The organism is Mycobacterium sp. NGS69 (assembly GCF_059812165.1).
The window spans coordinates 45414-71935 of record NZ_JCALCD010000004.1; the positions used below are offsets into that span (position 1 = coordinate 45414).

Consider the following 26522-nt stretch of genomic DNA (forward strand, 5'->3'; position numbering starts at 1 on the left):
ATGTTTCCGAGACACCACACCGCGCGTCGACCGCTCGTAAAAGTGATGTCAATTGTTCGTAAAGACGCGTTAACTGAGGCCGCCAGAGATGCCGCGGGTAGGAAACTGCATGAGTTCCATATGAATTAGACCCACGCATGTTCGAACCGTTGTTGAGAGGGCGCTCACCGTGGTACAAGCGATAACCGTCGCGGCCGAAAAGCCCCGCAACGGCCTGGCCGGTCTCAAACACTGGCGCTACGACCTTCGGTCGGGTTTCACCGTAGCCATGATCTCGCTGCCGTTCTCTATGGGAATCGCGATGACTTCGGGAGCGCCGCCGATCTGCGGGATCATGTCGGCGATCATCGCCGGTTTCATCCTGCCGTTCGTGGGCGGCTCGTATGTGACCATCAGCGGCCCGGCCGCGGGACTGGCGCCGGCACTATTCGCCGGCATGATCTCGCTGGGACATGCCCGCCTGGGCCACGGGGGCTCCACATCTCAGTTGCTCGCCGTGGGATACCCGTTAGTCCTGGTCGCCATCGCCATCGCGGGCGTGTTTCAGATGGTCCTTGCCAAGTTGAAGGTGGCGCGCCTGAGTGCCATCTTCCCGGCCGCGGCCATCCACGGCATGCTGGCGGCGATCGGTCTGATGATCATCGTCAAGCAGATTCCCCTCTTCATGGGGGTGAAATTCGAGGCGCACGAATTCTGGGCGGTCCTGGGCGAAGTGCCCAGCCATGTCCACGCGATGAGTCCCAAGATCTGCGCCCTGGGGATCGGCTGCTTGGCGGCGATGTTCGCGCTCGCGGTCGCGCCCTGGCGGCTCCTGAAGATCATGCCGCCCCCGGTCTGGGTGTTCCTGGGCGGCACGCTGGTCAGCGCATTCATCCTGAAGTTGGACAAGCACTATCTGATCAACATTCCCGACTCGCTCGAACACGGGATCGTCTTCCCCCAGTTCGGGGAGGCATTCACCAATGCCGCAATATGGTTGCCTCTGGCCTACCTGGTGATCACCCTGCTCCTGATCGACGCGACCGAGTCCCTGGCGACGATCGCGGCCGTGGACAACATTGACCCCTTCCGTCGCCGGTCCGATCCGGACAAGACGTTGCTGGCCATGGGCATGTCCAACGGCGCATCGAGCATGCTCGGCGGCTTGACCATCATCCCCGGCATGGTCAAGAGCACGGCGAACGTCCTCGCCGGCGGCCGGACGCAGTGGGCCAACTTCTACAACGCCTGCTTCCTGCTGACGTTCGTGCTGTTCGGCCGCTACGTGATCGACATGGTCCCGATGGCCGTCCTGGGCGCCATCCTGGTGTTCATCGGCTACAAGCTGTGTAAGCCCGGACTCTGGGTCAAGATCGCGCGGATCGGGACGGAGCAGCTCGTCGTCTTCGCCACCACATTGCTGGTGACTGTGACGACGGACCTGCTCATCGGCATCGTCGTCGGCGTCGCCCTGGAGTTGGTCTTGAACCTCTGGTACGTCGGCCTCTGGCACACCCTGAGCAACGGGCCGGGAGACGCCAAGCCGAATTTCGCCGTGCGTTTCCTCAGCCTCTTCCGCAATCCGGTGTCCGAACGGGAAGTCGACGAAGGTACGTACCACCTCTACTTGGATGGTCCCCTGGTGTGCTTCAACCTGTTCCACGTGATTCGGGAGCTGGGGCAACTTCCGGACGGGACCCGGGCGGTGTATCTCCACTTGAGCTCGCGGGTGCCTCTGGTCGATCACACGACAAGTGAGTCCCTCCGTTATTACCTGGAGGAGTTCAGCGGCGAAGACCAGAGTCCGAGGCTGGTGATCGAGGGATGGGACCACATGCGGTCCCTGTCCAGCCATGAGACGAGCACGCGGATCGCCATAGCGACCGTCGACAAGGTGGCCGTCACGAATCTCGACATCACGAGTATCGACAAGGTGGCCATCATCGATCTCGAGAAGGTGGCCGCCATGGATCGAGCCGAACACGAGTTGAGGGTCGCTCAGGCCACGGATTGACGGCCGACTGAGTACTACCCCAGCAGGGTGCGCACCACCGCGTCGGCCAGCAGCCGGCCGCGCGGGGTGAGCACCAGCCTGTCGCCCTCGGATACCAGCAGCCCGTCCGCGACCGAGGTTTCGGCGCGTCCGCGTTCGGCGGCGCTCAACCGGTCCAGCGGAAGCCCTTGACGCAGCCGGGTTTTCAGCAGCACCTCCTCGGTGTGCAACGCGTCGGTGTCCAACTGCTCGAAACCGGAGACCGGCAGTTCGCCGGCGGCCAGCTTCTCGGCATAGGCGTTGGGGTGCTTGACATTCCACCAGCGCGTCGCGCCGACATAACCATGGGCGCCCGGCCCCGCACCCCACCACTGGCCGCCGTCCCAGTAACCGAGATTGTGCCGGCACTCACCGCCGGGTCGGCACCAGTTGGAGACCTCGTACCACGACAGCCCGGCCCCGGAGAGCCGGGCGTCGACCAATTCGTAGCGGTGCGCCAGCACGTCGTCGTCGGGAGCCGCCAGCTCCCCGCGCCGCACCCGCCGCGCCAGCGCGGTGCCCTCCTCGACGACCAGGGCGTACGCGGACACATGGTCGACGCCGGTGTCGATCGCGGTGTCGACGGAGCGCAGCAGGTCGTCGTCGGACTCCCCCGGCGTCCCGTAGATCAGGTCGAGGCTGACGTGCTCGAAACCCTCGGCCAGCGCCTCGCGGGCCGCGGCGGCCGACCGGTTCGGTGTGTGGATCCGATCGAGGACGCCGAGCACCCGCGGCGACACCGATTGCATGCCGAGCGACACCCGGGTGAACCCCGCCGCGCGGATCGCCGCGAAAAAGTCCGGCCAGGCCGACTCCGGGTTGGCCTCGGTGGTGACCTCGGCATCCGGCGCGAGAGCAAAGTTGTCCCGCACCATGTCCAGCAGCTTGGCGACGCGCACGCCACCCAGCAGCGAAGGCGTGCCGCCACCGACGAACACGGTGCTCACGGGCGGTCCGCCCAGCCGCGCGGCCGCCAGCCGCAGCTCCGTTCCCAGCGCCTCCAGCCAGGCGTCGGGGTTGACGCCGCCCAGCTCGGCCGGGGTGTAGGTGTTGAAGTCGCAATATCCGCAGCGGGTTATGCAGAACGGGACGTGCACGTACAACCCGAACGGCTGCCCGGGGTTGGGCCGCAGTGCGGGCAGCTCCACGGTGGCCTCGCGAAGGGTCATGCCGAATTTTCCCACGGCGCCAGCCCGCGGCGGCCAGGGAGATGGATCGAGGCAGGTCACCCGGGGTAACGGGGCGACCGATCACGGCGCGACCATTCCCAGGCGATTCGCGGCTGCGTATGCCCGGGCGTCCAGGGACGCTCCGTACTTTGGGTCAGCGTGAGGAAAAATATGACCTGATGACAAAGCCCAACGCAGGCCATGGCACAATGGCTGGCGTGACCGTCGCCAACCGCAGCCTGCGTATCGCCCTCGTGGCTCGGCGGCACATTGATCTCAAGCGCGTTTGCAGCTGTTGTTGTCGCTGTCTGCCTTGATGCCGTAGACCCGCCCCACCTGTAACTCAGCTGGCTGCCGGATCTGCGCAGCCGAAATAAAAGCGGTGTGCTGCGCGTCCAAGCCTGCGATGTTCGCGAAGGAGATCCGATGACCACAGCCCGTCCCGCCAGGGCCCAGAACAAGGCCCGGAGTGAGGGCCAGTGGGCGCTCGGAGATCGCGAGCCGCTCAATCCCAACGAAGAGATGAAACAGGCCGGCGCCCCGCTCGATGTGCGCGAACGCATCGAAAACGTCTACGCCAAAGCCGGATTCGACAGCATCGAGAAAACCGACCTGCGGGGTCGCTTCCGCTGGTGGGGCCTCTACACCCAGCGCGAGCAGGGCTACGACGGGTCGTTCACCGGCGACGAGAACGCTGAGTTGCTCGAAGCCAAGTACTTCATGATGCGGGTGCGCTGCGACGGGGGCGCGGTTTCGGCGGCCGCCCTGCGGACCATTGGGCAAATTTCGACCGAATTCGGCCGGGACACCGCCGACATCTCCGACCGGCAGAACGTGCAGCTGCACTGGATCGAGGTGGAAAACGTCCCCGAGATCTGGCGCCGGCTGGACGAGGTCGGGCTGCAGACCACCGAGGCGTGTGGCGACTGCCCGCGCGTGATCCTGGGCTCGCCGCTGGCCGGCGAGTCCCTCGACGAGGTGATCGACCCGACCTGGGCGATCGACGAGATCGTGCGCCGCTACATCGGCAAGCCGGACTTCGCCGACCTGCCCCGCAAGTACAAGACCGCCATCTCCGGCCTGCAGGATGTCGCTCACGAGATCAACGACATCGCGTTCATCGGCGTCAACCATCCCGAGCACGGCCCCGGCCTGGACCTGTGGGTGGGCGGCGGCCTGTCCACGAACCCGATGCTGGCCCAGCGGGTCGGCGCGTGGGTTCCGCTGGACCAGGTGCCCGAGGTGTGGGCCGCGGTGACCTCGATCTTCCGCGACTACGGCTACCGGCGGCTGCGGGCCAAGGCGCGGCTGAAGTTCCTGATCAAGGACTGGGGCATCGAAAAGTTCAGGGAGGTTCTCGAGACCGAATACCTCAAGCGCCCCCTGATCGACGGCCCGGCCCTCGAGCCGGTCCCGCACCCGATCGATCACGTCGGAGTGCAGCGGCTCAAGAACGGACTCAACGCCGTCGGGGTCGCCCCGATCGCCGGGCGGGTGTCGGGCACCATCCTTTCGGCGGTCGCCGACCTGGCCGAGCGGGCCGGTTCGGACCGCATCCGGTTCACCCCCTACCAGAAGCTGATCATCCTCGACGTCCCCGACGACCAGCTCGACGAGCTCATCGCCGGCGTCGAGGCGCTGGGCCTTCGGTCACGCCCGTCGCACTGGCGCCGAAACCTCATGGCCTGCACCGGGATCGAATTCTGTAAGCTCTCGTTCGCCGAAACCCGCGGCCGCGCACAGGATTTGGTTCCCGAGTTAGAGCGTCGGCTGGAGGACCTCAACGCCGCCCTGGACGTGCCGGTCACGGTCAACATCAACGGCTGCCCCAACTCCTGCGCGCGGATTCAAGTCGCCGACATCGGCTTCAAGGGTCAGATGGTCGACGACGGTGACGGCAACTCGGTCGAGGGCTTCCAGGTGCATCTGGGCGGCAGCCTCGGCCTGGACAGCGGTTTCGGCCGAAAACTGCGTCAGCACAAGGTCACCAGCGATGAGCTGGGCGACTACATCGAGCGAGTGGTACGCAACTTCATCAAGCACCGAAGCGACGGTGAGCGATTCGCGCAGTGGGTCGTTCGCGCCGAGGAAGGCGATTTGCGTTGAACGGAGAACTGACGATTCCGACGGAAGCCCAACTGCGGCAGTTGGCGGCGCGGGGCGCCGCCGAACTCGAGGGCGCCAGCGCCACCGAGCTGCTGCGCTGGACCGACGAGAACTTCGGTGGTGTCAACGGGCCGCGCGGCTGGGCGACGTGCAACTACGTCGTGGCGTCCAGCATGCAGGAGGCCGTGCTGATCGATCTGGCCGCCAAGGTGCGCCCGGGCGTGCCGGTGATGTTCCTGGACACCGGCTACCACTTCGTGGAGACAATCGGAACCCGGGACGCCATCGAGTCGGTCTACGACATCCGGGTGGTCAACGTCACGCCCGAGCACACCGTGGCCGAGCAGGACAGGCTGCTGGGCAAGGACCTGTTCGCGCGCGACCCGGGCGAGTGCTGCCGGCTGCGCAAAGTGGCGCCGCTCGGTAAGGCCCTGCGCGGTTACTCGGCGTGGGTGACCGGGCTGCGCCGCAGCGACTCACCGACCCGGGCCAACGCGCCGGTGATCAGCTTCGACGAGGGTTACAAGCTGGTGAAGATCAACCCGCTCGCGACGTGGACCGACGACGACATGCAGAACTACATCGACGAGCATGACGTGCTGGTCAATCCCCTTGTCTACGACGGCTATCCGTCGATCGGTTGCGCCCCCTGCACCGCCAAGCCGGCCGAGGGCGCCGACCCGCGCAGCGGGCGCTGGCAGGGGCACGCCAAGACGGAATGCGGGTTGCACGCGTCATGACCGGCCTGCGCCGGCGACGATGCAGTGGGGGCGGCCCCAGCCGCGAAGCGGCGAGGGGGACGAAGCGATGAGGAGAAGCGGCGCCATGACCTTGGTCCTCACCGCGCATGGCAGCGAGGATCCACGCTCGGCCGCCAACGCGCGGGCCGTCGCACACCGGGTGGCGCGCCTGCGGCCCGGCCTGGACGTGCGGCTGGCCTTTTGCGAGCTGAACGCCCCCAGCCTGGCCGACGTGCTCGGCGGCCTGCCGGGCGAGGCGGTGGTCACCCCGTTGCTGCTGGCCGACGCCTACCACGCCCGCATCGACATCCCGGCCCAGATCGCCGACTCACGTGTCGACGTCGCCCAGGCCGACGTGCTGGGCGAGGATCCACGGCTGATCTCGCTGCTGCGGCAGCGGGTTACGGACTTGGGCGTCTCCCGGCACGACGAGCGGGTCGGCGTGCTTGTGGCGGCGATCGGGTCGTCCGACCCGATCGCCAACGCGCGGACTCGGCAGGTGGCGCCCCGCCTGCTGGCGGGCACGAGCTGGGCGGGGGCGACGACGGCGTTCGTGACCCGTCCGCAACCGTCGCTGGCCGAGGCCGCCGGCCGGTTGCGGCGGCAGGGCGCCCGACGGGTGGTCATCGCCCCGTGGTTCCTGGCGCCGGGGGTGCTGCCGGACCGGGTGCGGAGGTTCGCCGACTATGCCGGCATCGAGTTGGCGGAACCGTTGGGCACGCACCGGCTGGTGGCCGAGACGGTGCTGGATCGCTTCGACCAGGCCCGCAAGGCTCGGGCGGACCGGATCGCCGCCTAAGACTTGACTCGACGAGGCACGCTGCCTCGCCAAGGTCACGAGAGCAGCGCTCGACGGCCGGCGCGCTCCGCGAAGGCGTCTAGCGCGCCGAGAACTTCGGGTGCGCGCCAGGCCCGATTACGGGCCTGGTCGGTGAACTCGACGATTATCTTGGCCTCAGCAAGCGGGTCCAAGTATCGGTAGACGTTGCTGATCGCGATGTTCAGTTGAGCGCTGACCAGTTGGGCGTTGATCACTGGGCGTTTGATGAGCAGGTCCGCCACCCGGTGCACGGCCGAGTTCCGGCGGGCGGTGATCTTCGATTCCCACCGCCCTCTGATCGTTTGCAGATCATCCACCAGGTGTCGACCATTGACGACAGCCAGGATCGATGCCTCCGACATTTTCTCGACTATCGGGGCAGGATCGCCTCCGCGATAAGCGGTTAACGCCTGGAAGTACGCATTGGTGTCCACCAGCAGGCCCGCCGACACCGGGACCGTGACCTGACGAACTAACCGCTTGTTGCGCAACAGCGACTGGACCAAGACTCTGCCGGTCCGCCCGTTGCCGTCGGGGAACGGGTGGATGGTTTCGAATTGTGCATGCGCAATTGCGATTTGCGGAAGGATCGCTATACCACTGCGCTTGGCAAATCGGATCAGATCATCAATGGCACCAGGGACACGGTCCTGGTGCGGCGCAATGAAATCGGCGCCGCGCGGGCCGAAGTTGCCTCCGCCGACCCACACCTGCTCGGTGCGCCAGTTGCCGGCGATGCTCGGTTCACTCTCGTGCATCAGCGCGTAATGCATGGCGAGAATGGCCTCGCCGCTGATCTGATCGGCTAGGTCGATGGCCGCTTGCATTGCCTTGGTGTTGGCGACGATCATCGAAGCGTTGCGGCGCTTGGAATTTCCCAGCGTTTCGGCTTCGGCGATCGCGCGCGCGGATGCTGTCAAGTTCTCGATTTTAGAGCTGGCTGCTGATTCGGTCCGGAGCAGCACGGAGGCGAATGGGGCAATCTCGCCCCCGAGTTCTGTGTCGAACCGCGCGATCTCCTGACCGGCCTCCTCGGCGTCGGCGAGAACCTCAGGCGGCAGGCAAACGTTGAGGTTGGCAATCTCGGCAGGGATGGCGGCCTGATACTCACCGGACTGGCGCTGGGCGGCGCGCAGGTCGGAACGCTGGTAGCCCGCCTCGGCGGGGGTACCCCAGATAAGTGTTTCGTATCCCACTGCCGTGCCCGAACTAACTGATGACATGGACCCCATGTTATCATCACTTAGATCGCTAAATGATAATAAGCCTTCCGTTATTATCAGTTGCGTCGCCCCGGCGCGCATCGTGGAGGGCCGAATTGGTCCAGTATGCTTCGTGGCTTGAACACCCGCTCGATTGGGGCTTTGCTGGCTGCGCTGGTGGTGGGGCTGGCCGGGTGTGGCGGCGGCAGGCACGCGGCTGCGCCCACCACGGCGGGTCCTTGCGAGATCGTGCCCAACGGCACGCCGGTTCCCCAAAAGCCTTCGGCGCCTTCGGTTTCGGCAGGCATCACGACGAACCCCGAGAACGCGACCGGCTACCGCCGCGACATGACCGTCGTGCGAACGGCGCACTACGCCGTGGCCACCGCCAACCCGCTGTCGACCCAGGCGGCATGCCGGGTGTTGCGCGACGGCGGCACGGCCGCCGACGCCATCGTTGCCGCCCAGGCGGTGCTGGGGTTGGTCGAACCGCAGTCGTCGGGGCTCGGCGGCGGCGGATTCGCGCTGTATTACGACGCCCGCGCCGGTTCCGTTCAGGCCTACGACGGCCGCGAGGTGGCACCCGCGGCGGCAAGCGAGAACTACCTGCGCTGGGTCAGCGATGCCGACCACGGCGCGCCCATGCCCGACGCGCGAGCCTCCGGACGATCGATCGGGGTCCCGGGCATTCCGCGGCTGCTCGAACTCGTGCACAACGACCACGGGCACCTGCCCTGGCGCGATCTCTTCGCCCCCGCGACGGCGTTGGCGGACAACGGATTCGAGATCAGCCCCCGCATGGCCGCCGCCATCGCCGACTCGGCGGCAGCACTGCGCGTCGACCCGCGGGCGCGCGGATACCTGCTCAACCCGGACGGCGTCCCCAAGGCTTCGGGGACGCGGCTGACCAACCCCGCGTACTCGAAGACCCTGTCCGCCATCGCCTCCGCGGGCGCCAACGCCTTCTACACCGGCGACGTCGCCCACGACATCGTCGCGGCGGCGCGCGACACCTCGGACGGCCGCACGCCGAGCCTGATCACCGAGGAGGACCTGGCGGGCTACGTCGCCAAGCGGCGCGACCCGCTCTGCGTGACGTATCGCGGCCGGCAGATCTGCGGCATGCCGGCGCCGTCGTCCGGCGGCGTCACGGTGGCCGCCACGCTGGGAATCCTGGAGCATTTCCCGATGGGCCAGTATCCGCCCACCAACGTGGACCTCAACGGCGGCCGCCCGAGCGTGATGGGCGTTCACCTGGTCTCCGAAGCCGAGCGGCTGGCCTACGCCGACCGCGACAAGTACGTCGCGGACCCCGATTTCGTCGGAATGCCCGGCGGTTCCCTCGCTGCGCTGATCGACCCGGGCTATCTGGCCGGACGCGCCGCGCTGATTTCACCGCAGCGCAGCATGGGAACCGCCAAACCGGGAGACTTCGGCACACCCACCGACGTCGCACCGCCCGGGACCGAGCACGGCACCAGCCACGTCAGCGTCATCGACTCCTACGGCAACGCGGCCGCTTTCACGACGACCGTAGAGGCGACGTTCGGTTCGTTCCACCTGGTCGACGGGTTCGTGCTGAACAATCAGCTCACCGATTTCGCCGCCGACCCCCGTGCGGCCGACGGATCGCCCGTCGCCAACCGCGTGCAGCCCGGCAAACGGCCGCGAAGCTCGATGGCGCCGACGCTGGTGTTCGATTCCTCGCCGGCGGGACGCGGCGCGCTGAACGCGGTGACGGGATCGCCCGGCGGTTCGACGATCATCCAGTTCGTCGTGAAAACGCTTGTGGCGATGCTGGATTGGGACCTGGACCCGCAGCAGGCCGTCTCGCTGGTCGATTTCGGTGCGCAGAACTCACCACCGACCAACGTCGGCGGCGAGGACCCCGAGATCAACACCTCCGACAACGGCGACCATGACCCGCTGGTGACTGGCCTGCGCGCGCTGGGGCACCAGGTCAACCTGGCCGACCAGTCCAGCGGGCTGTCGGCGATCACCCGCAGCTCATCGATCTGGACCGGCGGCGCCGACCCGCGCCGCGAGGGTGCGGTCATGGGCGACAACGGATGACGCGGGCTCCGCGTGACTCAGGCCGACGTCAGCGTGCTCTGGTCCTCGTCCGTGTCGCCCGCTCCGCCACGGGGAACCACGTCGCTCGGGAGGGGTGGCACTCGGGTGGCGCGCACGTAGACGGTGTCGCCGTCGCGTAGCGCGAGTGCCTCGGCGTCGCCGCGGGTGATCTGGGCGGTAAACGGGCCCCCGGTGGCCGCGCTGGTCAGTTCGACGCGGACTTCGAAGCCCAGCGCGACCACCCGATCGACGGTCGCGCGCACCACGCCGATGGACTCGGCCGTGGCATCGGCGGTAGCCACCGCCATGTCGGGCTTGCGGCCCACCCGTATGTCATGCGGGCGCACCAGCGCGCCGTTGAGTTCGGACACCGCACCGAGGAAGGACATCACGAACGAACTCGCCGGGGAGTCATAGACGTCGGTGGGCGAACCGACCTGCTCGATGCGCCCCTTGTTGAGCACCGCGATCCGATCGGCCACATCCAGCGCCTCCTGCTGATCGTGGGTCACCAACACCGTGGTCACGTGCACATCGTCATGCAGGCGGCGCAACCACGCCCGCAAATCCTCGCGCACCTTGGCATCCAGCGCCCCGAATGGCTCGTCGAGCAACAACACCTGCGGATCGACCGCCAGCGCGCGCGCCAGCGCCATGCGCTGGCGCTGACCACCGGACAGCTGATTGGGATAGCGGGTCTGAAAGCCACTCAGCCCCACCACCTCCAACAGGTTGTCCACCTTCTGTTTGATCTCCGCCTTGGGCCGCTTGCGGATCTTGAGCCCGTACGCGACATTGTCGCGAACCGTCAGGTGCTTAAACGCCGCGTAATGCTGAAACACGAACCCGATGCCGCGCCGCTGCGGCGAGACCCCGGTGACATCGCGACCGTTGATCGTGACACTGCCCCGATCCGGGTGATCCAGCCCCGCGATGGCCCGCAACAGGGTCGACTTACCCGACCCACTGGGACCCAACAACGCCGTCAACGACCCCTTGGGCACCACGAAATCCACATGATCCAACGCCACAAAATCGCCATAACGCTTGTAGGCGTCCCGCACGATGATTGCCGGCTCGCGGCGCTCGGTCGGGTTGTCTGTCATCTGCGAGTCTCCTTGTCCGGCTTACTTGGTCGCTCGTGCCCGGCGGACGTCGAGCACCAGCTGGAAGATCAGGACCAACACGGCCACACCCATCAACAACGTCGACAGCGCGTAGGCGCCGTATTCGGCCCCGCGGTTGTACCGGTCCGCGACCAGCAGCGTCAGCGTTTGCGACTTCCCCGGCAGGTTGGACGACACGATGATCACCGCGCCGAATTCGCCAAGCGTGCGTGCGACGGTCAGCACGATGCCGTAGGTCAGTCCCCACCGGATGGACGGCAGCGTGATCCGCCAAAACGTCTGCCACCAACTCGAACCCAGGGTAGCCGCCGCCTCCTCCTGGTCGGTTCCCAACTCGTGCAGCACCGGCTCCACCTCGCGAACCACGAACGGCAGCGTGACGAAGATGCTGGCCAGTACGATGCCCGGCAGTCCGAAAATGATCTTGAGGCCGAGGTTGTTTTCGACGAACCCGAAGGCGCCGCCCGCCCCCCACAGCAGGATCAACGCCACACCGACGATCACGGGCGAGACCGCGAACGGCAGGTCGATGACCGCCTGCAGCACGCCCTTACCGCGAAACCGGTTGCGCGCCAGCACCAGCGCGGTCGGAATCCCGAAAACCACGTTGAGCGGCACCACGATGGCCACCACCAGCAGCGTCAGATTCAGCGCAGACACCGCCGCCGGCGTGCTCACCCAGTCGAAGAACTGACCGATCCCGGGCCGAAACGTCCGCCACAGGATCAGCGACACGGGAACGACGAGCAACACCAAGATGTACGCGAGCCCGAGGAATCGGATGAGGTAGCGAGACCTCGTCGACGACGCCGTCATCAACCCACCTCCTCGCGTTTGGCCGCGCGCCCGCCCACGAGCCGCAGGACGAACAGCACGACGAAGGAAATAGCGAGCAGCACAATGGATATCGCAGCGGCACCGGTGCGGTCGTCGTTCTCGATCAGCGTGCGTATCCACTGGGAGGACACTTCGGTCTTGCCCGGCACCGCGCCGCCGATCAGCACCACCGAACCGAATTCGCCGATCGCTCGCGAGAACGCCAGGCCCGCACCGGATAACAGGGCCGGGGTCAGCGACGGCAGCACGACCGAGGTGAAGATCTTCGGGCCACTGGCTCCTAGCGACGCGGCCGCCTCCTCGGTCTCTCGATCGATCTCCAGCAGCACCGGCTGGACGGCGCGCACCACGAACGGCAGCGTGACGAAGGCCAGCGCCACCGCCACGCCCCACGCGGTGTGCTGCAGGTGCAGCCCCACCGGGCTGTTGTTCCCGTACAGGGCCAGCATCACCAGGCTGGCGACGATGGTCGGCAGCGCGAACGGCAGGTCGATGATGGCGTCGACGAGCCGCTTGCCGAGGAAGTCGTCGCGCACCAGCATCCACGCGATCAACAGCCCGAAGATCAGGTTGACCACCGTCACGCCGGTGGAGATGGTGAGCGTCACCCGGAACGATTCCAACGCGGCGTTCGACGTGACGGCGAGCCAGAACGCGTGCCAGCCGCCGCCGGCGGCCTGCCACGCGATGGCCGCCAGCGGCAGCAGCACGATCACCGACAGCCACAGCGTCGCCACGCCGACCCGCAACGATGTGGTGCCCGCTCCGCGGGGGGGCCAGGTGACCCGGTCGGCACCCGGCGTAACGGTGGCCGTCATCCGGTGGCCTTCGTGTAGATCTTGGTGATGCTGCCGGTGTTCTTGTCGAAAAGCTGCGGGTCCACCGTGCCCCAGCCGCCGAGTTGGGCGATCGTCCACAGCTTCGCCGGCGCGGGGAACTGGTCCCGGAAATCGGCGGCGACGGCGGGGTCGACCGGCCGGAAGCCCGCCTGGGCCCACACCTTCTGCGCCGCCGCGGTGTATTGGAAGTTCTTGAACGCGACGGCGGCGTCCAGGTGCGGGCTGGTGGTCACCACCGCCAACGGGTTCTCGATCTTGAACGTCTGCGGCGGGTTGACGTGCTCGACCGGCTTGCCCGCCCGCTCGGTCGCGATGGCCTCGTTCTCGTAGCTGATCAACACATCACCGCTGCCCTGGACGAAGACGTCGGTGGCTTCCCGGCCCGAGCCGGGGCGCAGTTTCACGTGTTGGCTCACCAACTTATGGATGAAGTCGATGCCGGCCTGACCGTTGGCGCCGCCCTCACTCTTGACGGCGTACGGGGCGAGCAAATTCCATTTGGCCGACCCCGAACTCAGCGGGCTCGGCGTGATGACCTCGATGCCGGGCCGCAGCAGGTCATCCCAGTCCTTGATGTTCTTCGGATTGCCCTTGCGCACCACCAGCGAGACCACCGACCCGAACGGGATTCCCTTGGTGGCGTCGGTGTTCCAGTCCTTGGAAACCTTGCCCGCCTTGACCAACCGGGTGACGTCGGGCTCGACCGAGAAGTTGACGAGATCGGCCGGCTTGCCCTCGGCCACGCCGCGGGACTGGTCGCCGGAGGCACCGTACGAGGTGATCACCTGGATGCCCTTGCCCTCATCGGAGGCGTTGAAGGCGGGAATCACCTTGCTCCAACCGGGTTCGGGGGCGGAATAGGCGACCAGGGTGAGACTCGCATGCGCGTTGCTGGGGCCGCTGCCGCCAACGACGTCACTGGGGCCGCCCTGGCACGCGGCGACGACACCGACGATCAACGCGAGTAAGGCGACAGGCCGCCAGCGCGCGGGGCTGCCGATGTCGGTGAGCATTGGTGGCCTTTCATTGCTGTTCAAGCGGGACGACTTTCGGGATCCCGTTGTAGCGGAAAGGCGATACGACTTCAGGAGAGTCGACGACTCCTACCAAACCGCGCACGGGTGGGAGTCAGCGACAACAGTGCACAACGACGGCGCATTCCACGACGCCGGTTGCCATGTGCATGTCGCGAAGCCTAACAGGAATTCGCCGGGCCGCCACCGCGCGCCGGCTTCAGCGTCAGTGCGTCGCTAGCCATGTGACGATCACCAGCACCACCAGCGTGACCAGAATCAACGTCACGTGCGATCGAGGCATGCGCGTTACCCGGGCGCCCCATCGGCGTGCCGAAGGCGGCGCATCAACTTGATGCCCCTTCCGAGCAGGCGGTCCAGCAGTCCGGCCGCGACGTAAGCCACCGCCAAAACGACGGGCATCACGATCATGGCTTGCAGCACAAACGCGAGGCCCGAGAGCCACAGCTCGTTGCCGTCCCACCAATTCAGGAACCCGCCCACCCGGCTCACACTATTCGCCGCGCCACCCGAAACCAATTGGCCGGGCACGCCACGCGCGGCGGGTGGACCCCGACACCCAATGGAAACATTGGACGCCGGGCAGGTTGACAGTCGATGATGTCGGCATGGTCCTGCACGCCCAACCCGCCGACCAGCCGGCCGACGGTGCTCCCGCGGAGGCACCCCTGGAAGCGTTCGAGGCGCCGCCCGAAACGGCGCTGGCTGCGCCGATCGATTTCAGCGCGCCCGCGCCGCTCGCGCCCAGCGCGTCGCTGCGGAACCCGTTTCCGCCGATCGCCGACTACGCGTTCCTCTCCGACTGGGAGACGACGTGCCTGATCTCCCCCGCCGGGTCGGTCGAATGGCTGTGCGTGCCCCGACCCGACTCCCCCAGCGTGTTCGGCGCGATCCTGGACCGTAGCGCCGGCCACTTCCGGCTGGGCCCCTACGGCGTCTCGGTGCCGTCGGCGCGCCGCTACCTTCCGGGCAGCCTGATCATGGAGACCACCTGGCAAACCCACACCGGGTGGCTGATCGTGCGTGACGCGCTGGTGATGGGCCCGTGGCACGACATCGAGCGCCGCTCGCGAACCCATCGCCGCACCCCGATGGACTGGGACGCCGAGCACATCCTGCTGCGCACGGTTCGCTGCGTCAGCGGCACGGTCGAGCTGATGATGAGCTGCGAGCCGGCCTTCGACTACCACCGCGTCGGCGTCACCTGGGAGTACTCGGCCAACGCCTACGGCGAGGCCATCGCGCGCGCCAGCAAACAGCCCGACGCGCACCCGACGCTGCGGCTGACCACCAACCTGCGCATCGGGCTGGAGGGCCGGGAAGCGCGGGCGCGCACCCGGATGAAAGAGGGCGACGACGTGTTCGTCGCCCTGAGCTGGACGAAGCACCCGGCGCCGCAGACCTACGAAGAGGCCGCCGACAGGATGTGGCAGACCACCGAGTGCTGGCGGCAGTGGATCAACATCGGCAACTTCCCCGACCACCCGTGGCGCGCCTACCTGCAGCGCAGCGCGCTCACGCTGAAGGGTCTGACGTATTCGCCGACCGGCGCGCTGCTGGCCGCCAGCACCACGTCGCTGCCCGAGACGCCGCACGGCGAACGCAACTGGGACTATCGGTATGCCTGGGTCCGCGACTCGACGTTCGCGCTGTGGGGCCTCTACACCCTGGGACTCGACCGCGAGGCCGACGACTTCTTCGCCTTCATCGCCGACGTTTCCGGCGCCAACAACAACGAGCGCCACCCGCTGCAGGTGATGTATGGCGTCGGCGGCGAGCGCAGCCTGGTCGAAGAGGAGCTGCACCATCTCTCCGGTTACGACCACGCCCGGCCGGTGCGGATCGGCAACGGCGCCTACGACCAGGTTCAGCACGACATCTGGGGCTCGATCCTGGACTCGTTCTACCTGCACGCCAAGTCGCGCGAGCAGATCCCGGAGACCCTCTGGCCGGTGCTGAAGAAGCAGGTGGAAGAGGCGATCAAGCACTGGCGCGAGCCCGACCGCGGAATCTGGGAGGTGCGCGGGGAGCCGCAGCATTTCACGTCGTCGAAGGTGATGTGCTGGGTGGCGCTCGACCGCGGGTCCAAGCTCGCCGAGCGACAGGGCGAGAAGAGCTACGCCCAGCAATGGCGGGCCATCGCCGAGGAGATCAAGACCGACATCCTCGAGCACGGCGTGGACTCCCGCGGCGTGTTCACCCAGCGCTACGGCAGCGACGCGCTGGACGCCTCGCTGCTGCTGGTGGTACTGACCCGGTTTCTGCCGCCGGACGACCCGCGCGTGCGCAACACCGTCCTGGCGATCGCCAACGAACTCACCGAGGAAGGCCTGGTGCTGCGCTACCGGGTCGAGCAGACCGACGACGGGCTGTCCGGCGAGGAGGGCACGTTCACGATCTGCTCCTTCTGGTTGGTGTCCGCGCTGGTCGAGATCGGCGAGGTGAATCGCGCCAAGCGGCTGTGCGAGCGGCTGCTGTCCTATGCCAGCCCGCTGCACCTCTACGCCGAGGAGATCGAGCCGCGCACCGGGCGGCACCTGGGCAACTTCCCGCAGGCGTTCACCCACCTGGCCCTGATCAATGCCGTGGTCCACGTCATCCGGGCCGAGGAGGAGGCCGACGGTTCGGGGACCTTCCAGCCGGCCAACGCGCCGGTATAGAACGCCTCAGCTCAGCGCGCCGACCTTGTCCAGGATGGCGTGCGCGATGTCGACGGCACGGGCCCGGGGATCGGCGCCCCGCTCCGACGGTTCCGTGTTACCGAAGAAGGCGACCTCGACCTCGACCAGGCAATTGCCGCGGACACCAAGCGCACGCCCCGACGGGAGCGACGCCGAATCCGTGCTGCGCGAGGCGAACCCCATCGAAATATCGGCCGCCACAACCGAATCCGCGGTTTGAACGTTGGCGACCGTGGCCTTGAGCCGGAAAACCGTGCCGGACAAGGGCATCGTCGTGCCATCGCATTGCTGCCACTGCCGGGCGAATTTGTCGAACAGCGCCTGGGCGTCCGCGGGGCTGGGCAGGCTGACCACGCCCTCCTGCACGTTGGTCACCTCAACGGACTTGGGCGCGTGCCGCCAGGTTTGCACCGCGACGTGGCGCACCTCGCTGGATTGATAGACGGCTCGCTGCAGCATGGACGCGACGCCCAGGCAGTCGCCGGGCGAGAGCCACCCGTCGTCCAGCAACGCGTCCGGGCCGCCGAACCGCGGCCGGAAGTGCGGGTCAATCTTGAAGGACTGGTTGAGGATTCGCGACAACGCCCGGTGCCCGAGTAGTACCTGCTTGATGGTTTGCCCGGTCAGCGATCGCGGCGCCATGCCCGGCGCCGGGCGGGCCGTGCCGTCGACAACCGCGGCGCAGCCGGCGGTCAACATCACGAGCAGCAGCGCCGCCACGCTGCACCAGCGCCGTGCCAGGCGCGTGGGACATCGTCGCTGTGATTTACCTCTCATATGCGCGTCATTCACCTTTCGGCTCCTTTTAGTTCACCGAAAGTTTACTTTTGGGAGGCCTGGGGCGCAGTAAGACACACCGAAGCCTCAGCGGGAAGGCAGCAATGTCTCAGGCCGCGATAAGGGGCGGCGTCAGCTCAGGGCGCTGACCTTGTCCATCATCGCGCGCGCGACGTCGACGCTGCTGGTGTCAAGGTTGCCCGATCCCGGGTCCGACGGACGCCGGTCGCCGAAGAAGACCACCTCCACCTCGACGAGGCAGTTCAACCGCACCCCGATGGCTCGCGCCTGTGGCGTGGGCCGCAGCGGTGGCATGTTGGGCAGCACCGACGTCGCGGTATTGGTCGCCGCGACAATGGTTTTGGAGGCATCCGGCACGCGAACGTCGCTGATGACGTTGGTCGTGCTGATCGGGCCGTTTTGCTCCGTCGTCGTGGCGCCGTTGCACTGCTGCCACTGCTGCGAGAATTGCGCGAACAGGGCCTGGGCCTGCGCCGCGGAGGGCAGGGCCACCACACCCTCGATGACGCTGATCACTTGCGCCGGATCGCCGTTGTTCCACCACGCCTGCGACGCAACGTCTTTGACGTCCGCGGATTGGTAGACGCTTTTCTGCAGCATCGCCGTCACGCCGAGACAATTGGCCGGCGATACCGTTTCGTCCTTCTGGCTCAGCGCGTCGGGACCGCCGAACTCGGCCGGCTTGCGGGTCGCGAAGGGTTGGTTGAGCATCCGCGACAGGGCGTCACCGTCGAGCAGCACGCGCCGGACGGTGTCGCCGGAAAGCGGTCGCGGCTTCAGATTCGGCGCCGGCTTCGCCGTGCCATCCACAACCCCGCCGCAGCCCGCGGCCAACGCGGCGACCAACATCAAGGCCGTCGCGGGCCCAACTATGCGCACGGCTACTTCTTACCCTTGTCCCCGGCGGCGTCGGTGGACAGTGCGGCAACGAACGCCTCCTGTGGCACCTCGACCCGGCCGATCGTCTTCATCCGCTTCTTGCCTTCCTTCTGCTTTTCCAGAAGTTTGCGTTTGCGGGTGATGTCACCGCCGTAGCACTTGGACAGCACGTCCTTGCGGATCGCCCGGATGTTCTCGCGGGCAATGATTTTCGATCCGATCGCCGCCTGCACCGGCACCTCGAACTGCTGGCGCGGGATCAGCTCCTTGAGCTTGGTGGTCATTTTGTTCCCGTACGCGTACGCCGAATCCTTGTGCACGATCGCGCTGAACGCGTCGACGGCCTCGCCCTGCAGCAGGATGTCGACCTTGACCAGTTCGGCCTCCTGCTCGCCCGCCTCCTCGTAGTCGAGGCTGGCATAGCCGCGGGTGCGCGACTTCAGGGAATCGAAGAAGTCGAAGATGATCTCGCCGAGCGGCATGGTGTAACGCAATTCCACCCGCTCGGGCGACAGATAATCCATGCCGCCCAGCTCGCCGCGCCGGGACTGGCACAGCTCCATGATGGTGCCGATGAACTCGCTCGGGGCGATGATGGTGGTCTTCACCACGGGTTCGTAGACGACGCGGATCTTGCCCTCCGGCCAGTCCGACGGGTTGGTCACCACGATCTCGGTGTCGTCCTCTTTAACGACCCGGTAGACGACGTTCGGCGACGTCGAGATCAGGTCCAGGTCGAATTCGCGCTCCAGGCGCTCGCGGGTGATCTCCATGTGCAGCAGGCCCAGGAAGCCGCAGCGGAAACCGAATCCGAGCGCCACCGACGTCTCCGGCTCGTAGGTCAGGGCGGCATCGTTGAGCTGCAGCCGGTCCAGGGCGTCGCGCAGATCCGGGTAGTCCGAGCCGTCGACGGGATACAGCCCGGAGTAGACCATCGGCTTGGGTTCGCGGTAGCCCGTCAGCGCCTCGGTGGCGCCGTGCCGCGCCGTCGTCACCGTGTCGCCGACCTTGGACTGCCGGACGTCCTTCACGCCCGTGATCAGGTAGCCGACCTCCCCCACCCCCAGGCCCTCGCTGGGCTTGGGCTCGGGCGAGACGATGCCGACCTCGAGCAGTTCGTGGGTGGCGCCGGTCGACATCATCGCGATGCGCTCCCGCGGGGTGATCTTGCCGTCCACCACGCGCACGTAGGTGACCACGCCGCGGTAGATGTCGTAGACGGAGTCGAAGATCATCGCGCGGGTGGGCGCGTCGGCGTCGCCCTGCGGTGGTGGGACCTCACGGACGACGTGATCGAGCAGGTCGGCGACGCCCTCCCCGGTCTTGCCGGACACCCGCAGCACATCCCCGGCCTCGCAGCCGATGATGTGGGCGATCTCGCCCGCGTAGCGGTCGGGGTCGGCGGCCGGCAGGTCGATCTTGTTGAGCACCGGGATGATGTGCAGGTCACGGTCCAGCGCCAGGTACAGGTTGGCCAGGGTCTGCGCCTCGATGCCCTGGGCGGCGTCCACCAGCAGGACCGCGCCCTCGCAGGCCTCCAGCGCGCGCGACACCTCGTAGGTGAAGTCGACGTGGCCCGGGGTGTCGATCAGGTGCAGGACGTAATCCTCGTCCCCGACCTTCCACGGCAGCCGCACGTTCTGCGCCTTGATGGTGATCCCGCGCTCCCGCTCGATGTCCATCCGGTCGAGGTACTGGGCGCGCATCGACCGCTCATCGACGACGCCGGTGAGCTGAAGCATCCGGTCCGCCAGCGTCGACTTGCCGTGGTCGATGTGAGCGATGATGCAGAAATTCCGAATCTGCGCCGGCGGGGTGAAGGTCTTGTCGGCGAAACTGCTGATGGGAATCTCCTGGTCTGGGCCTGCTCGCGGCCGCCTGGGCGGTATGTCCAGGGTATCTGTGCGGGGTCGTCGGGACCTACTTGGACACATTCGCACCCGGCCGCCCGCGGTTATGCTGCGAATATGGCGTCTCCCCGGAAATCCCAATGGAAGACGTTGCAGCGGTTCGCCCGAAATGTGGTGATCTACGCGCAGACCGCCCAGGTCGTCGCGCGCGAACTCGAGCGCGCCGTGAAGATCACCGCGAACGTCATCGCCGCCGCCGCACCACAGTCACCGGCCGAGATCGCGGCGGGGCGGCCGGTGACCAGCACCAGCTTTCCCACCGCCCAGCGGGCGCGAAAGCTGGTCTACGCCCCCAACCTCGACGGCCGGGCCGATCCCGGCGAGATCGTCTGGACGTGGGTGGCCTACGAGGACGATCCGACGCGCGGCAAGGATCGACCGGTGCTGGTCGTGGGCCGTGACCGCCGCGTCTTGCTGGGGCTGGTGGTGTCCAGCCAGGAGCGCCACGCCGGTGATCGCGACTGGGTCGGGATCGGGGCCGGTGCCTGGGATTACGAGGGCCGGGCAAGCTGGGTTCGCCTGGACCGGGTGCTCGACGTGCCCGAGGAGGGCATTCGCCGCGAGGGCGCGATCCTGGATCGCGAAATCTTCGACGTCATCGCCGCCCGGCTACGGGCGGACTACGCCTGGAGCTAGGCCCGGTCAGCCCTGCGTGATGTAGGACTGCAGCTGCTGCTGCTCGGCCTCGAGCTCCTCCATGCGGGTCTTCACCACGTCACCGATGCTGACGATGCCGATCAGCTTCTTGCCGTCCAGCACCGGCACGTGGCGCACCCGGTTCTTCGTCATCAGCACGCTCAACGAATCGACCGTGTCGGATTTCGTGCAGCTGGCGACGTTGGCGGTCATGATTTTCGAGACCGGCCGCGACAGCACGCTGGCGCCGTGGGTGTGCAGTTGGCGCACGACGTCGCGCTCCGAGACGATGCCGACGACGCCCTCGTCGCCGACCACCACCATGGCGCCGATGTTCTGGTCGGCGAGGCCGGCGAGCAGCTCCTTGACGGTCGCGTCGGGGTTGATCGTCACCACCGCCGCGCCCTTGTTCCGCAAGACGTCCGCAATCCGCATCAAGGCCTCCAGCCGGTTGTGATCCGCTTCACATCAGGCTACGGCTAACTCGCCCGGCGGGAAAGCCAACACGAAAAGCGGCAACCGCGGGCTCCCATACCCCCCGATTCCGGAGCCAAACTCGGATCGGTCAAATGCGCCTGCCGCCCTGTGCGGCTTGCGAGGATGGGGCCATGATCGAGATCACCCTGCTGGGCACCGGAAGCCCCATCCCCGACCCGAACCGCGCCGGACCGTCGACCCTGGTGCGGGCCGGCGGGCAGGTGTTCCTGGTGGATTGCGGGCGTGGGGTGCTGCAGCGCGCGGCGGCCGTCGGCGTGGGCGCCGCCGGGTTGTCGGCGCTGCTGCTCACCCACCTGCACAGCGACCACATCGGCGAGCTGGGCGACCTCCTGATCACCCGTTGGATCACCACCTTCGCGCCCGATCCCGCGCCGCTGCCGATCATCGGGCCGCCCGGCACCGCCGAGACCGTGGCGGCGACGCTGAAGGCATTCGGCCACGACATCGGTTACCGGATCGCCCATCACGCCGATCTGAACGCGCCGCCGGCGGTCGAGGTGCACGAATGCACCGAGGGCGCGGTGTGGGACCGCGACGGGGTGTCGATCCGGGTCGGGCCGACCGACCACCGGCCGGTGGCGCCGACCATCGGCTTCCGCATCGAATCCGGCGGCACGTCGGTGGTGCTGGCCGGAGACACGGTCCCCTGCGCTGGTCTGGACGAACTGGCAAGCGGTGCAGACGCATTGGTGCACACCGTGATCCGCAAGGACATCGTCGTCAACATCCCGCAACAGCGGATTCAAGACATCTGTGATTACCACTCCTCGGTGGAGGAGGCGGCGACGACCGCGGAGCGAGCGGGCGTGGGCACCCTGGTGATGACGCACTACGTGCCGGCGCCGGTGCCCGGGCAGGAGGAGCAGTGGCGCGCGCTGGCCGCCACCAAATTCGGCGGCCGCATCGAGCTCGGCGACGACCTGCACCGCGTCGAGGTCAGCCCGCGGGCGTAGCCGCCATTCGGCGAATGTCGTTGCGGCGCAACGGCAGTAACACGCCCGCCAGCACCAGCCAGGCCAGGCCCGAGGCCCGCGCGATCGGCAGGATCGCGCCGAGTTCGGGCCACACCAGCACCAGCGTCGCCGACTCGGCCAGGGCCGCGATCGCCAAGCCGGCCCAGGCCACCGGGCGCGGCGTCAACCCCAAGACGAGGCTGGCCACCGCCATGCCCGCCACCAGCAGCCCCAGCGCCACGATGTGGCCCGGGCCGCCGACCAGAAACACCAGGAAGTAGATGGCACGGACCAACGCGGCGTCGGCGCTGACGTCCGGCCTCGACAGCGTCCAGGCCAGCAAACCGGTGAGGCCCAGGGCTCCAGCCGCCAGGATGCCGCCCGCGAGCGCGATCGTGGCCCCCGGGGCGCCGAGTTGCCGCAACCCGGCGCTGGCCGTCGCCGCGTAGATTGCCAGCGGCACCGACGACGCGAACACCGCGGTGGCGATCACTTGAATGGCGAGCGGCTGGGCGCGGACGTACGCGGTGACGGCGGACGCGGGCCCGTACGGCAGCGGCATCACGCCGCCCAGCGCGATACCGATGGCGATCCCGCCAAAAAGCACGCCGAGACAAAGCGCGGAAAGCCATAGCAGGGGCCGTAGGTTTCGGCCTGCCGGTGAATCGTTCATGACCTGAACGCTAGGCCAGTCGGGTGATCTCCACGACCACGTCGAGGTCAGTCGCGCCCTCGCCCGAATAGATGCCCTTCAGCGGGGACACGTCGGTGTAGTCGCGGCCGACGCCCACGCTGACGTACTGCTCGTTGATCTCGCTCTCATTGGTCGGGTCGTAATTCCACCAGGAGCCGATCCAGGCCTGCAACCAGGCGTGGCTGCGGCCATCCACGGTGTCGCCGACGACGGCGTCTTTTTTCGGATGCAGATATCCGGACACATAGCGCGCGGGAATTCCCATGCCGCGCAACAGCATCAGCGAAAGGTGAACGAAGTCCTGACAGACACCCTTGCCCGCGTGCAGCGCCTCGAGGCCCGACGTGTGCACGCCGGTGGTGCCCGGCAGATAGTCCAGCTCCTCGTGCACGAACTTGGCCGCGGCGACAACCGCTTCGGCGGGCTCATGCCCTTTGGCAAGCCGCTTGTAGATGGGCCGCAGCCGTTTGGGATCCGGGGTGTGGTCGGTCGGAGTCAGAAATTCGTCGAAGCGATCGATCACCGCCTCGGATTCCAGGTCGTCCCAGCGGACATCGGTTTCCGGTGGCTCCGGCTGCTCGGTTTCCACGACCGAAGACGACGTGACCGTCAGATCGGTGTGCGGGGCATGTAGGTCGAATGCCGTGACGGCGGTGCCCCAGTAATCGGTGAAACGGTAGGACCGGGTCGCCGGGATGGTTTCCACCCGGTTGAGGATGACGTTTTGCCGGGTATCCGATTGTGGGGTCAGCCGGGCCTCGTTGTAGGACGCCGTGACCGCCGATTGGTAAGCAAATCCGGTTGTATGCACCACCCGTAGCCGCCACATCAGGTGTCTCCGTTGCGTGCAACCAGCTCGGCACTGTGGCCGGCATCCGACCAAGCCACCCACGGCGTGACGTGAAAGTACTGCTGCGCCAACGCCTCTCCGACGTCGTAGCACGTCTTCTGCAGGGCAGCCAGGCGCATCTCGAGCGTGTCGAGCAATACCCCGGGCGGCATGAACTCCAGTTCGCTGCGCGCCTGCCCGAGCAGTCGCTGCGCTTCGACGGTGGCCCCCACCCGACTCTGTGGGTTGTGGACCAGCTCTTCGATGCTGTGTTCGGCCAGCCGCAGCGAGTAGAACACCGATCGAGGGAACAGTCGGTCGAGCAACATGAACTCGACCACTCGACCGGCGTCCAGCGCGCCGCGGTAGGTACGCAGATAGGTGTCGTGCGCGCCGGCCGAACGCAACAGCGTCACCCAGGCCGGCGAGGACGCACTGTCGCCCACCCGCGACAGCAGCAGCCGCACCGTCATGTCGACGCGCTCGATCGCGCGGCCCAGCACCATGAAGCGGTATCCGTCGTCACGAGACAAGGTGGAGTCGGCCAGGCCGGCGAACATCGCCGCCCGGCCCTCGATGAACGACAGAAATTCATGCGGCCCGAGGCGTTTGGCAGCGCGTTGGCGTTCGGGTAAGGCGTTGTAGGTGGTGTTGAGGCACTCCCAGATCTCGATGGAGGTCACTTCCCGCGCCGACTTCGCGTTCTCACGCGCCGCCGTGATCGCCTCGACGATCGACGTGCCGCCACGGTCGTCGGTGTTGTAGGCCACCAGATCCGTCAGCGACCAGACGTCCAATTCGTCGTCGGGGGCCTCGACGCCGAGCACCCGCAACAACACCCGTGATGCCTGGTCGGGATCGACGCTCGAATCTTCCAGCAATTGATGGAGCGCCACGTCCAGAATCCGTGCGGTGTCGTCGGCCCGCTCGACGTAGCGACCGATCCAATAGAGCGCTTCGGCGTTGCGGGCCAACATCAGTGGACCACCCGTCGCTGCTGGTGTTGCTCTTGTTGCTGTTTCTGCTTCTTCTTCGGCGGTGCGGACTCGCGGGGGTGGTCGCCGTTCGGCTGCTGCTGAGTCGAATTGTCCACGCTCGCCTTTGATTTCGGCAGCGAACGCACCACCTCGGCGGCCCCCAGCTCGCGGTCGGCCGCCGACGCGCGCGACGACGCCAGCACCCACGTGTCTTTCGAGCCGCCCCCTTGGCTGGAGTTCACCACCCGCGAGCCCTCCTCCAGCGCCACCCGCGTTAGACCGCCCGGCAACACCCAGACCTCGTCACCGTCGTTGACCGCGAACGGACGCAGGTCGACGTAGCGCGGAGCCAGCGCGCTGTCGATCTGCGTCGGCACCGTCGACAGCTCCATCATCGGCTGCGCGATCCAGCTGCGCGGATCGTCGCGGATCTTCTTGCTAACGGCGGCCAACTCCTTTTCGGAGGCGTCAGGCCCGAACACGATTCCGTACCCGCCGGACCCCTCGACCGGCTTGATGACCAACTCGTTGACCCGGTCGAGCACCTCCTCGCGTTCGTCGGCGAGCCAGCAACGGAAGGTCTCCACGTTGGCCAGCAACGGTTTCTCACCCAGGTAGTACTCGATCATGGTGGGCACGTAGGTGTAGACGAGCTTGTCGTCCCCGACGCCATTGCCGATCGCGCTCGAGATGACGACGTTGCCGGCGCGCGCGGCATTGACCAGACCGGCGACCCCGAGCACCGAGTCAGCACGGAACTGCAGCGGGTCCAGGAAGATGTCGTCGATGCGCCGGTAGATGACGTCCACCTGGGTTTCGCCCTCGGTGGTGCGCATGTAGACCTGGTTGTCCCGACAAAAGAGGTCGCGCCCCTCGACGAGTTCGACGCCCATCTGCCGGGCCAGCAGCGAATGCTCGAAATAGGCCGAGTTGTAGACGCCAGGGGTCAGCACCACGACGGTCGGGTCGGCCTCGTTGGTGGCCGCGGAGTTGCGCAGCGCCCGCAGCAGATGTGCGGCGTAGTCGTCGACCGCGCGCACCCGGTGAGTCGCGAACAGGTTCGGGAAGACCCGGGCCATGGTGCGCCGGTTTTCCATCACGTAGGACACCCCTGACGGCGAGCGCAGGTTGTCCTCGAGCACCCGCCAGGTGCCCTTCTCGTCCTTGATCAGGTCGATGCCGGCTACGTGGATACGCACGCCGTTGGGCGGGACGATGCCGAATGCCTGTCGGTGAAAGTGTTCACAGGACGTGATCAGCCGGCGCGGGATGACGCCGTCATTCAGGATCTCCTGATCGCCGTAGATGTCGTCCAGGTACATCTCGAGGGCCTTGACGCGCTGGATGATGCCGCGCTCCAGCCGAGTCCATTCGGCCGCCGAGATCACCCGCGGCACCAGGTCGAGCGGGAACGGTCGCTCCTGGCCGGACAGGGAGAAGGTGATGCCCTGGTCGATGAAGGCACGGGCCAGCGCTTCGGAGCGGGCTTCCAGGTCTGAGGCGTCCGACGGCACCAGCTCGGCGTAGATGCCCTTGTACGGGCCGCGGACATTGCCCTGGGCGTCGAACATCTCGTCGAAGGCCAGCGCGTAGGCGTCCGACGTCAGGTTGTAGCCGCTGAAAATCCGTTCGAAGCGCACCTCAGAACGCTTGGCACCGCGGGATCCACGCCTGGTTTTCTCCAGTTGAAGACTCACTTTTCAGATGCT

23 protein-coding genes and 1 pseudogene are annotated in these 26522 nt (G+C 67.1%); 9 read left to right on the top strand and 15 right to left on the bottom strand.

The annotated features are described in order from the left end of the window. The first annotated feature begins 169 nt into the window (after positions 1-169). Positions 170-1993: a SulP family inorganic anion transporter gene (locus tag AC5Y2S_RS13085; RefSeq protein WP_499956569.1), complete on the top strand. Its 1824-nt coding sequence runs from the start codon at positions 170-172 to the stop codon at positions 1991-1993. Positions 1994-2007: 14 nt separating this feature from the next. On the opposite strand, the gene hemW is transcribed toward AC5Y2S_RS13085, so the two are convergent. Next, positions 2008-3180 (bottom strand): radical SAM family heme chaperone HemW, encoded by a 1173-nt coding sequence (gene hemW / locus AC5Y2S_RS13090; protein ID WP_499956570.1) that lies wholly within the window; start codon positions 3178-3180, stop codon positions 2008-2010. 209 nt (positions 3181-3389) lie between these two features. On the opposite strand from hemW, the gene AC5Y2S_RS13095 reads away from it, so the two are divergent. From AC5Y2S_RS13095 to AC5Y2S_RS13110, 4 genes are all read left to right on the top strand, one after another. Continuing rightward, a complete protein-coding gene (locus AC5Y2S_RS13095) occupies positions 3390-3497 on the top strand; it encodes an Ms4527A family Cys-rich leader peptide (RefSeq protein ID WP_499907519.1) in 108 nt (35 codons plus the stop codon). A 109-nt stretch (positions 3498-3606) separates the two neighbouring features. Then, a complete protein-coding gene (locus tag AC5Y2S_RS13100) occupies positions 3607-5286 on the top strand; it encodes a nitrite/sulfite reductase (protein WP_499956571.1) in 1680 nt (559 codons plus the stop codon). Continuing rightward, positions 5283-6026, top strand: coding sequence for a phosphoadenylyl-sulfate reductase (locus tag AC5Y2S_RS13105; protein ID WP_499956572.1), 744 nt, complete (start codon positions 5283-5285; stop codon positions 6024-6026). The genes AC5Y2S_RS13100 and AC5Y2S_RS13105 overlap by 4 nt, the downstream gene beginning before the upstream one ends. A gap of 67 nt (positions 6027-6093) precedes the next feature. Beyond that, a complete protein-coding gene (locus AC5Y2S_RS13110; RefSeq protein WP_499956573.1) occupies positions 6094-6825 on the top strand; it encodes a sirohydrochlorin chelatase in 732 nt (243 codons plus the stop codon). 35 nt (positions 6826-6860) lie between these two features. On the opposite strand, the gene AC5Y2S_RS13115 is transcribed toward AC5Y2S_RS13110, so the two are convergent. Next, positions 6861-8069: a Fic family protein gene (locus AC5Y2S_RS13115; RefSeq protein WP_499956574.1), complete on the bottom strand. Its 1209-nt coding sequence runs from the start codon at positions 8067-8069 to the stop codon at positions 6861-6863. A 105-nt stretch (positions 8070-8174) separates the two neighbouring features. Between AC5Y2S_RS13115 and AC5Y2S_RS13120 the strand changes: the two genes are divergently transcribed. Further along, the gene (locus AC5Y2S_RS13120; RefSeq protein ID WP_499956575.1) at positions 8175-10121 is read left to right on the top strand and encodes a gamma-glutamyltransferase family protein; all 1947 of its coding nucleotides are present in this window, start codon (positions 8175-8177) and stop codon (positions 10119-10121) included. A gap of 17 nt (positions 10122-10138) precedes the next feature. On the opposite strand, the gene AC5Y2S_RS13125 is transcribed toward AC5Y2S_RS13120, so the two are convergent. The 5 genes from AC5Y2S_RS13125 to AC5Y2S_RS13145 form a co-directional block, all read right to left on the bottom strand. Continuing rightward, positions 10139-11227, bottom strand: coding sequence for a sulfate/molybdate ABC transporter ATP-binding protein (locus AC5Y2S_RS13125; protein ID WP_499956576.1), 1089 nt, complete (start codon positions 11225-11227; stop codon positions 10139-10141). Between the two features lie 21 nt (positions 11228-11248). Continuing rightward, positions 11249-12064: a sulfate ABC transporter permease subunit CysW gene (cysW, locus tag AC5Y2S_RS13130; protein WP_499956577.1), complete on the bottom strand. Its 816-nt coding sequence runs from the start codon at positions 12062-12064 to the stop codon at positions 11249-11251. Then, a complete protein-coding gene (gene cysT / locus AC5Y2S_RS13135) occupies positions 12064-12903 on the bottom strand; it encodes a sulfate ABC transporter permease subunit CysT (protein ID WP_499956578.1) in 840 nt (279 codons plus the stop codon). The genes cysW and cysT overlap by 1 nt, the downstream gene beginning before the upstream one ends. Then, positions 12900-13937, bottom strand: coding sequence for a sulfate ABC transporter substrate-binding protein (locus AC5Y2S_RS13140; protein ID WP_499956579.1), 1038 nt, complete (start codon positions 13935-13937; stop codon positions 12900-12902). Before AC5Y2S_RS13140 ends, cysT begins: the two co-directional genes overlap by 4 nt. A gap of 309 nt (positions 13938-14246) precedes the next feature. Beyond that, positions 14247-14441 carry a hypothetical protein gene (locus AC5Y2S_RS13145; protein WP_499956580.1) on the bottom strand — a complete coding sequence of 65 codons (195 nt, stop codon included), beginning with the start codon at positions 14439-14441 and terminating at the stop codon, positions 14247-14249. A 125-nt stretch (positions 14442-14566) separates the two neighbouring features. On the opposite strand from AC5Y2S_RS13145, the gene AC5Y2S_RS13150 reads away from it, so the two are divergent. After that, on the top strand, positions 14567-16618 hold the full coding sequence (locus tag AC5Y2S_RS13150) for a glycoside hydrolase family 15 protein (RefSeq protein WP_499957038.1): 2052 nt from the start codon (positions 14567-14569) through the stop codon (positions 16616-16618). A gap of 6 nt (positions 16619-16624) precedes the next feature. Here AC5Y2S_RS13150 and AC5Y2S_RS13155 read toward each other — a convergent pair whose 3' ends face one another. From AC5Y2S_RS13155 to lepA, 3 genes and pseudogenes are all read right to left on the bottom strand, one after another. Beyond that, positions 16625-17359, bottom strand: a complete 735-nt coding sequence (locus tag AC5Y2S_RS13155; RefSeq protein WP_499956581.1) for a sensor domain-containing protein — start codon at positions 17357-17359, stop codon at positions 16625-16627. Positions 17360-17548: 189 nt separating this feature from the next. Further along, on the bottom strand, positions 17549-18316 hold the full coding sequence (locus tag AC5Y2S_RS13160) for a sensor domain-containing protein (protein WP_499956582.1): 768 nt from the start codon (positions 18314-18316) through the stop codon (positions 17549-17551). Between the two features lie 2 nt (positions 18317-18318). Further along, positions 18319-20302 (bottom strand): annotated as a pseudogene (gene lepA, locus AC5Y2S_RS13165) (translation elongation factor 4). Here lepA and AC5Y2S_RS13170 point away from each other — a divergent pair. After that, complete coding sequence (locus AC5Y2S_RS13170; RefSeq protein WP_499956583.1) at positions 20284-20862, top strand: type II toxin-antitoxin system PemK/MazF family toxin; 579 nt, start codon at positions 20284-20286, stop codon at positions 20860-20862. The pseudogene lepA and the gene AC5Y2S_RS13170 overlap by 19 nt on opposite strands. A 6-nt stretch (positions 20863-20868) precedes the next feature. Here AC5Y2S_RS13170 and AC5Y2S_RS13175 read toward each other — a convergent pair whose 3' ends face one another. Continuing rightward, the gene (locus tag AC5Y2S_RS13175) at positions 20869-21297 is read right to left on the bottom strand and encodes a CBS domain-containing protein (protein ID WP_499881037.1); all 429 of its coding nucleotides are present in this window, start codon (positions 21295-21297) and stop codon (positions 20869-20871) included. 173 nt (positions 21298-21470) lie between these two features. Between AC5Y2S_RS13175 and AC5Y2S_RS13180 the strand changes: the two genes are divergently transcribed. Continuing rightward, positions 21471-22313 (top strand): ribonuclease Z, encoded by an 843-nt coding sequence (locus AC5Y2S_RS13180; protein ID WP_499956584.1) that lies wholly within the window; start codon positions 21471-21473, stop codon positions 22311-22313. Here the strand turns inward: AC5Y2S_RS13180 and AC5Y2S_RS13185 are convergent. The 4 genes from AC5Y2S_RS13185 to AC5Y2S_RS13200 are packed head-to-tail and all read right to left on the bottom strand — an operon-like array spanning position 22297 to position 26510. Then, entirely contained in the window at positions 22297-22986 is a 690-nt protein-coding gene (locus tag AC5Y2S_RS13185; protein WP_499956585.1) for a hypothetical protein, read from the bottom strand. The two genes, AC5Y2S_RS13180 and AC5Y2S_RS13185, sit on opposite strands and share 17 nt — an antisense overlap. A gap of 10 nt (positions 22987-22996) precedes the next feature. Continuing rightward, positions 22997-23836 (bottom strand): transglutaminase family protein, encoded by an 840-nt coding sequence (locus AC5Y2S_RS13190; protein ID WP_499956586.1) that lies wholly within the window; start codon positions 23834-23836, stop codon positions 22997-22999. Next, positions 23836-24813, bottom strand: a complete 978-nt coding sequence (locus AC5Y2S_RS13195) for an alpha-E domain-containing protein (RefSeq protein ID WP_499956587.1) — start codon at positions 24811-24813, stop codon at positions 23836-23838. The genes AC5Y2S_RS13190 and AC5Y2S_RS13195 overlap by 1 nt, the downstream gene beginning before the upstream one ends. After that, positions 24813-26510, bottom strand: coding sequence for a circularly permuted type 2 ATP-grasp protein (locus AC5Y2S_RS13200; protein ID WP_499956588.1), 1698 nt, complete (start codon positions 26508-26510; stop codon positions 24813-24815). The genes AC5Y2S_RS13195 and AC5Y2S_RS13200 overlap by 1 nt, the downstream gene beginning before the upstream one ends. Positions 26511-26522 lie beyond the last annotated feature (12 nt).

Bases quoted from the DNA above. Each gene is read 5' to 3' on its own strand.
- hemW (WP_499956570.1), bottom strand. From the start codon at position 3,180: ATGACCCTTCGCGAGGCCACCGTGGAGCTGCCCGCACTGCGGCCCAAC.
- AC5Y2S_RS13140 (WP_499956579.1), bottom strand. From the start codon at position 13,937: ATGCTCACCGACATCGGCAGCCCCGCGCGCTGGCGGCCTGTCGCCTTA.
- AC5Y2S_RS13175 (WP_499881037.1), bottom strand. From the start codon at position 21,297: ATGCGGATTGCGGACGTCTTGCGGAACAAGGGCGCGGCGGTGGTGACG.
- AC5Y2S_RS13150 (WP_499957038.1), top strand. From the start codon at position 14,567: ATGGTCCTGCACGCCCAACCCGCCGACCAGCCGGCCGACGGTGCTCCC.
- cysT (WP_499956578.1), bottom strand. From the start codon at position 12,903: ATGACGGCCACCGTTACGCCGGGTGCCGACCGGGTCACCTGGCCCCCC.
- AC5Y2S_RS13195 (WP_499956587.1), bottom strand. From the start codon at position 24,813: ATGTTGGCCCGCAACGCCGAAGCGCTCTATTGGATCGGTCGCTACGTC.
- AC5Y2S_RS13125 (WP_499956576.1), bottom strand. From the start codon at position 11,227: ATGACAGACAACCCGACCGAGCGCCGCGAGCCGGCAATCATCGTGCGG.
- AC5Y2S_RS13190 (WP_499956586.1), bottom strand. From the start codon at position 23,836: ATGTGGCGGCTACGGGTGGTGCATACAACCGGATTTGCTTACCAATCG.
- AC5Y2S_RS13095 (WP_499907519.1), top strand. From the start codon at position 3,390: ATGGCTGGCGTGACCGTCGCCAACCGCAGCCTGCGTATCGCCCTCGTG.
- AC5Y2S_RS13180 (WP_499956584.1), top strand. From the start codon at position 21,471: ATGATCGAGATCACCCTGCTGGGCACCGGAAGCCCCATCCCCGACCCG.
- cysW (WP_499956577.1), bottom strand. From the start codon at position 12,064: ATGACGGCGTCGTCGACGAGGTCTCGCTACCTCATCCGATTCCTCGGG.
- AC5Y2S_RS13115 (WP_499956574.1), bottom strand. From the start codon at position 8,069: ATGTCATCAGTTAGTTCGGGCACGGCAGTGGGATACGAAACACTTATC.
- AC5Y2S_RS13170 (WP_499956583.1), top strand. From the start codon at position 20,284: ATGGCGTCTCCCCGGAAATCCCAATGGAAGACGTTGCAGCGGTTCGCC.
- AC5Y2S_RS13110 (WP_499956573.1), top strand. From the start codon at position 6,094: ATGAGGAGAAGCGGCGCCATGACCTTGGTCCTCACCGCGCATGGCAGC.
- AC5Y2S_RS13120 (WP_499956575.1), top strand. From the start codon at position 8,175: ATGCTTCGTGGCTTGAACACCCGCTCGATTGGGGCTTTGCTGGCTGCG.
- AC5Y2S_RS13100 (WP_499956571.1), top strand. From the start codon at position 3,607: ATGACCACAGCCCGTCCCGCCAGGGCCCAGAACAAGGCCCGGAGTGAG.
- AC5Y2S_RS13185 (WP_499956585.1), bottom strand. From the start codon at position 22,986: ATGAACGATTCACCGGCAGGCCGAAACCTACGGCCCCTGCTATGGCTT.